The sequence below is a fragment of the Inquilinus sp. OTU3971 genome, assembly GCF_038440215.1.
This window is the reverse complement of record NZ_JASATH010000288.1, coordinates 1-6,540: the sequence shown is the minus strand read 5'-3', so window position 1 is coordinate 6,540 and position 6,540 is coordinate 1. Positions and strand designations below refer to the sequence as shown.

General features: G+C 70.7%; 7 protein-coding genes. 5 read left to right on the top strand and 2 right to left on the bottom strand.

The window, feature by feature from the left end; genetic code table 11:
- Both AAHM41_RS37890 and AAHM41_RS37885 read right to left on the bottom strand, forming a co-directional pair.
- Positions 1-874: 4-(cytidine 5'-diphospho)-2-C-methyl-D-erythritol kinase (locus tag AAHM41_RS37890; protein WP_342241811.1), on the bottom strand; the 874-nt coding region annotated here is incomplete at its 3' end.
- Positions 875-876: 2 nt separating this feature from the next.
- Positions 877-2,583, bottom strand: a complete 1,707-nt coding sequence (locus tag AAHM41_RS37885) for a tetratricopeptide repeat protein (RefSeq protein WP_342241810.1) — start codon at positions 2,581-2,583, stop codon at positions 877-879.
- A gap of 183 nt (positions 2,584-2,766) precedes the next feature.
- On the opposite strand from AAHM41_RS37885, the gene fabA reads away from it, so the two are divergent.
- The 5 genes from fabA (at position 2,767) to AAHM41_RS37860 (ending at position 6,405) form a co-directional block, all read left to right on the top strand.
- Positions 2,767-3,303, top strand: coding sequence for a 3-hydroxyacyl-[acyl-carrier-protein] dehydratase FabA (fabA, locus tag AAHM41_RS37880; RefSeq protein WP_342241809.1), 537 nt, complete (start codon positions 2,767-2,769; stop codon positions 3,301-3,303).
- Between the two features lie 19 nt (positions 3,304-3,322).
- Positions 3,323-4,540, top strand: a complete 1,218-nt coding sequence (fabB, locus tag AAHM41_RS37875; RefSeq protein ID WP_342241808.1) for a beta-ketoacyl-ACP synthase I — start codon at positions 3,323-3,325, stop codon at positions 4,538-4,540.
- Positions 4,537-5,370, top strand: coding sequence for an enoyl-ACP reductase FabI (gene fabI, locus AAHM41_RS37870; protein ID WP_342241807.1), 834 nt, complete (start codon positions 4,537-4,539; stop codon positions 5,368-5,370). The genes fabB and fabI overlap by 4 nt, the downstream gene beginning before the upstream one ends.
- A 95-nt stretch (positions 5,371-5,465) precedes the next feature.
- Positions 5,466-5,762, top strand: coding sequence for a hypothetical protein (locus AAHM41_RS37865; protein ID WP_342241806.1), 297 nt, complete (start codon positions 5,466-5,468; stop codon positions 5,760-5,762).
- A 67-nt stretch (positions 5,763-5,829) separates the two neighbouring features.
- Positions 5,830-6,405: a pyridoxamine 5'-phosphate oxidase family protein gene (locus AAHM41_RS37860; protein WP_342241805.1), complete on the top strand. Its 576-nt coding sequence runs from the start codon at positions 5,830-5,832 to the stop codon at positions 6,403-6,405.
- Positions 6,406-6,540 lie beyond the last annotated feature (135 nt).

Below are 6,540 nucleotides of genomic sequence, written 5' to 3'. Positions count from 1 at the left end.
ATAACTCCCCCCCCCCCCGCGCGGCCCCCGCCCCCCCCCCCCACCAGCCGCGGCCGGCCAGCGCCGTCTCGGCCGCCTTCGCCGCGGCCGGGCTGTCGAACAGGCCGAAGCAGGTGGCGCCGCTGCCCGACATCCGCGCCAGGCGGCAGCCCGGCTGCGCCGCCAGCGCGGCCAGCACCTCGCCGATCACCGGCACCAGCTCGGTCGCCGGCGCGGCGAGGTCGTTGCCGCGCCCGGCCAGGAGGGTACAGAGCCGGTCCAGATTCGGCCGCGCCTCGGCGAAGCGGGCCTCGGCCGAGAAGCCGCCGCGCCGGGCCCGGAACACGTCGGGGGTCGACAGCGGCACGCCGGGATTGACCAGCAGGATCGGCACGCCGGCCAGGTCCGGCCCCGGCTCGAGCCGTTCACCGACGCCGCCGAGCCAGGCGGTGCGGCCGGCGAGGCAGACCGGGACGTCGGCGCCGAGCCCGGCCGCGACCTCGAGCAGGCGCGAGTCACCCGGTGCCAGGTCCCAGAGCACGGAGAGGCCGCGCAGCACCGCCGCGGCATCGGCCGAGCCGCCGCCGATCCCGGCCGCCACCGGAAGCCGCTTGTCGAGGGTGACGGCGATGCCGTCCGGCCGCCCGACTGCGGCCGCGAGGCGCCGCACCGCGCGCAGCGCCAGGTTGTCGTCGCCCGGCGGGATGGCGCCGGCGAAGGGGCCGGTGACGGTCAGGCGCGGCGCCTCGGCCGCCTGCAGGGTCAGCCCGTCGCCGACATCGGCGAACACCACCAGGCTGTCGAGCAGGTGGTAGCCGTCCGAACGCCTGCCGACGACATGGAGATAGAGATTGACCTTGGCCGGCGCGGTGCCGGACCAGACCTTGCCGTCCACGATCAGTTCGATTTGACCGGGGCCGAGGCTTCCTGGGCCGGCAGGCCGTTGGCCAGCTTGGCCTCGATCTTGTCCTTCGGCGGGTCGCCCTCGGTGGTGCGCAGCGCCGCCTCCCACTGGTAGCGGGCCTCCAGCTTGCGGCCGACCCGCCAATAGGCGTCGCCGAGATGGTCGTTGATGGTCGGGTCCTCGGGCTTCAGCGAGATCGCCTTCTCCAGCGTCTCCACCGCCTTGTCCATCTGGTTGGTGCGGTAATAGACCCAGCCCAGGCTGTCGATGATGTAGCCATCGTTCGGCGACAGGTCGACCGCCTTGCGGATCAGGTCCTCCGCCTCCTGCAGGGCCTTGCCGCGGTCGAGCAGCGAGTAGCCGAGATAGTTCAGCAGGTTGGCATGGTCCGGGTTCAGCCCGATGGCGCGGCGCAGATCCTGCTCCGCCCGATCGAAGCGGCCGCTGCGCTCGAGCGCGATGCCGCGGCGGTAGAGGAAGGTCCAGTCGACCTCCTCCAGCCGCTTCTGCCGGCGCGCCGCATCGTCATAGGCGACGACGGCGGAGGCGAAATCCTGCTTCGCCCGGTACAGGTCGGCGAGGCGGAGATAGCCGGCCGGGCTGTCCGGCCGCTCCGACACCAGGTCGGAGGCCAGGGCGATGCCCTTGTCGAACTGCTCCAGGCTCTCATAGGCCAAAGTCTCGCGCAGCCGCGCCATCCAGCCGGCCGGGGTGCCGTCCGGCAGCGCTTCATAGGCGGCGATCGCGTTCTGGTACTGGTCCTGCCCGGACAGCACGTCGCCCAGCAGGATCTGCGTCACCGGGAAGTCGGGCCGCAGATACAGCGCCAGGCGGGTGTAGATCAGGGCGGTATCGCCGCCCTCGGCGTCGCGGTCCTGGCTGACGGCGCTGGCGATGTAGAACAGGGCCTCGGCCAGACCGTCGGCCGGGCTGCCGATCAGCGGCTGCGGCCGCTCGCCCTTGTCCAGGCGCTGGATCGCCGGCTCCAGCAGCAGGTTGTCGCCGTTGCGGTCGGCGAAGGCGCGGTAGGCCTGGCGCGCCTTGTCGCGCTGGCCCTGGCGCTGATAGACGCTGGCCAGCCCCTCGACCAGCCGCACGGTGCCGCCCATGTCGCCCAGCGCCTCATAAGCCTTCTGGGCGCCGTCGAGGTCGCCGAGATAGTCGAGCAGCAGCGCCTTCTGGATCGACGACAGCGCATCCGGCCGCGGCGGCTGCAGCATCGGGTCGAGGCTGGACAGCGCCGCCTTGCCGTCGCCGGCGCCGACCCGGAGCCAGGCGGCGATGATCGGCGTGATCGATTTGGCGGTGCCCGCCGTCTCCATGGTCCTCAGCCGGGCCAGGGCGTCGCGCCACTTGCCGGCCTTGGCGTCGTGCAGGATCAGGGTGATGCGGACCAGTTGGTCGGCGGTGTCGGCCGTGTCCAGCCGCTGGGCCAGCTTGGCGGCGCCTTCGACGTCGCCGCCGGCCAGGGTCAGGGTGAAGCTGCGCCGCAGCAGCCCCAGATTGTCCGGATCGGTCGCCAGCACCTGGCTGAAGAACCGGCCGGCGGCGGAGAGGTCGCGGGCGGCGAGCGCATGGGCGCCGGCGAGATAGGCGCCCGAGACGGTGCGCGGATCGGTGGCGGCCTCGGCGGCCGGCGGCCGCAGCACCGCCGTCGCCGCGACACAGGAGGCCAGAAGGGTCGTCCGCCAGACGGTCATGCGCGCGTCCAATTCCGCCGAAAGGTGCCGTGATCCCCCGAAGCTAGGGTGCCGGGCGGTCCCAGGCAATGCCTGTTCGCCGCGACCATTGGGCCCAGCTACGCCCAAGAGCCATCGGCAGGGGGCCGGCTCGGACTTGTGCCCACCCGAAAAAACGCTACAGTCGCGCGCGTCGGTGAGACCATGGAAGGCGCCAACGCGGCCGTGACCGGTAAATCGAGCTACACTTACGAAGACCTGCTGTCCTGCGCGCATGGGGAGCTGTTCGGACCCGGCAACGCCCGGCTGCCGCTGCCGCCCATGCTGATGATGGACCGGATCACCACCATCAACGACGACGGCGGCGCCCACGGCAAGGGCGAGGCCGTGGCCGAGTTCGACATCCGCCCGGACCTGTGGTTCTTCGCCTGCCATTTCGAATCCGACCCGGTGATGCCGGGCTGCCTGGGCCTCGACGCGCTGTGGCAGCTGCTGGGCTTCTACCTGGGCTGGACCGGGGCCCCCGGCAAGGGCCGGGCGCTGTCGACCGGCGAGGTCAAGTTCACCGGCCAGGTGCTGCCCGACGCCAAGCTGGTGACCTACCGCCTGGACCTGAAGCGGGTGATCAACCGCAAGCTGGTGCTGGGCATCGCCGACGGCAGCGTGGCCTGCGACGGCAAGATCATCTTCGAGGCCAAGGATCTGAGGGTCGGCCTGTTCACATCGACCGAAGCGTTCTGACGAACCGCGGAGAACCACCATGCGTCGCGTCGTCGTCACCGGGCTCGGCATCGTGTCGAGCCTCGGCAACAACCAGGACGAGGTCACCGCCAGCCTGCGCGAGGGCCGTTCCGGCATCGTTGCGGCGCCGGAATACAAGGAGCTGGGCTTCCGCTGCCATGTCCACGGCACGGTCAAGCTGGACCCGGCCGACCATGTCGACCGGCGCATCCTGCGCTTCATGGGGCCGGGCGCTGCCTACAACTATATCGCCATGGCCCAGGCCATCGCCGATGCCGGCCTGGAGGAGAGCGACGTCTCGAACGAGCGCTCCGGGCTGATCATGGGCTCCGGCGGGCCGTCGACCTCGAACCAGGTCGACGCCGCGGACATCACCCGCGAGAAGGGGCCGAAGCGGATCGGCCCCTACATGGTGCCGCGCTGCATGTCGTCGACCAACTCGGCGACGCTGGCGACGCCGTTCAAGATCAAGGGCGTCAACTACTCGATCTCCTCCGCCTGCTCGACCTCGGCGCATTGCATCGGCAACGGCGCCGAGCTGATCCAGTGGGGCAAGCAGGACATCGTCTTCGCCGGCGGCGGCGAGGAGCTGCACTGGACCCTGTCGGTGCTGTTCGACTCGATGGGCGCCTTCTCCTCGCGCTTCAACGACACGCCGGAGCGCGCCAGCCGCGCCTATGACCGCGACCGCGACGGCTTCGTCATCGCCGGTGGCGGCGGCACCGTGGTGCTGGAGGAGCTGGAGCACGCCAAGGCGCGCGGCGCCAAGATCTATGGCGAGCTGGTCGGCTATGGCGCCACCTCGGACGGCTACGACATGGTCGCCCCGTCGGGCGAGGGCGCGGTGCGCTGCATGCGCCAGGCCCTGGCCACGGTCGACACGCCGGTCGACTACATCAACACCCACGGCACCTCGACCCCGGTCGGCGACGTCACCGAACTGGGCGCGATCCGCGAGGTGTTCGGCGACAAGGCGCCCAAGATCAGCTCGACCAAGTCGCTGTCGGGCCATTCGCTCGGCGCCGCCGGGGTGCACGAGGCGATCTACAGCCTGCTGATGATGAAGCACGACTTCATCGCCGCCAGCGCCAACATCGAAAATCTCGACCCGGCCGCGGAGGGTTTCCCGATCGTGCGGCAACGGATCGACAATGCCGGGCTGACCACAGTCCTCTCCAACAGCTTCGGCTTCGGCGGGACCAACGCGACGCTCGCCTTCAAGCGGTACGCTGCATGACCACCACTTCGACCGAACGCCGCGGCACCGGCCTGATGGCCGGCAAGCGCGGCCTGATCATGGGCGTCGCCAACAACCATTCGATCGCCTGGGGCATCGCCTCGATGCTGGCGCGCGAGGGAGCCGAGCTGGCTTTCACCTACCAGGGCGACGCCTTCCGCAAGCGGGTCGAGCCGCTGATCCAGTCGATCGGCGCCAGCTTCCTGGCGCCCTGCGACGTCGAGGACGAGGCGTCGATCGCTGCCCTGTTCGACCGGCTGGGCGCGGAATGGGGGTCGATCGACTTCCTGGTCCACGCCATCGCCTATTCCGACAAGGAAGAGCTGAAGGGCCGCTACCTCGACACCACGGCCGAGAACTTCAGCCGCACCATGCGGATCAGCTGCTACAGCTTCACCGCGCTGGCGAAACGGGCGGCGGCGATCATGCCGGATGGCGGCAGCCTGCTGACTCTGACCTATCTCGGCGCCGAGCGGGTGATGCCGAACTACAACGTCATGGGCGTGGCCAAGGCGGCGCTGGAGGCCAGCGTGCGCTACCTGGCGGCCGATCTGGGCCCGCAGGGAATCCGGGTCAACACCATCTCGGCCGGGCCGATGCGCACCCTGGCCGGCAGCGCCATCGGCGATGCGCGCTACGTGTTCCGCTTCAACCAGCAGAACAGCCCGCTGCGCAAGAACGTCACGCTGGACGAGGTCGGCGGCGCCGCCCTGTATCTGCTGGGGCCGCTGTCGACCGGCGTCACCGGCGAGGTGCACCATGTCGACGCCGGCTACCACGCCATCGGCATGCCGGCCGCGCCGCGCAACAGCGAGGCCGCGGAGGTCTGAACCATCCCCTCTCCGTCATGCCCGCGGCAGCGGGGATGACGGTGGATGGAGCCTCGACGCCGCTGATATGATGCCCCTCCGACAGGGGACTGGCCATGAGGCATGCCACGGCTTTGCGGATCCTGTGCGGGCCGGCCATCGCGGCCTGCCTGATTGCCGGCGCGCCGTCCCGCGCGGCCGAGCGGCCGACCCCGGTCGACGAGATGGAATCGTACTCCATCACCTGCTTCAGCGCGCGCGGCGTGATCGTGTTCGCCACCTCCGACGTCTACGGCGTCTCGGTGGATCCGAGCGGGACGGTCTACACCTACCGCACCGGCTGGCTGTCCGACCGCACCTACACCTATGTCCGGGGCGCCAACATCTCCTGCGTGATCCGCCCGATGCGCTGACTCCGGCCGGTTGAGCGGGTGGCGGCGCCTCGGCTACGATCCCGGCATTGCCGCGGAAGGAAGAGCCATGGCCAAGCAGTTCCCGGAGATCTCGCCGGCGCTGCAGGAGTTCATCCTGCGCCAGCGGATGTTCTTCACCGCCTCCGCCGCCACGACCGGGCGGGTCAATGTCTCGCCGCGCGGCACCGACATGCTGCGGGTGCTGGGGCCGAACGCCATCGTCTATCTCGACCTGACCGGCAGCGGCAACGAGACCGCAGCGCATCTGCGCGCCACCGGCCGGCTGACGGTGATGTTCTGCGCCTTCGAGGGCGCGCCGATGATCCTGCGGCTGTACGGCGCCGGCCGGGTGCTGCGCCGCGGCGGCCCGGACTACGCCCGCCTGCTGGCGGCGGAATTCGGCGGCGCGGAGCCGATCGGCGCCCGGCAGATGGTGCGGCTGGACATCGACCTGGTGCAGACCTCCTGCGGCTTCGGCGTGCCGCTGTTCGACCATGCCGGCGAACGGCCGACCCTGGCGCGCTGGGCCGAGGCCAAGGAATCGCAGGAGGGGCTGGAGGCCTATCGCCGGCAGAAGAACACCCGCAGCATCGACGGGCTGCCGACCGGCCTGTTCGAGGAGGACCCGGTCCCGGCCGAGTGACGGACCCGGGGTTCGCCCGGGCGGCAGGGCTGCCTTCGCGTTGCCTCTCCTCCCCGGGCTCGACCCGGAGATTGCGAGACCTTTTCAGATCACCGCCGTTTGATCGGTCCGTTCCTCCCCCTCCCCTTGCGGGAG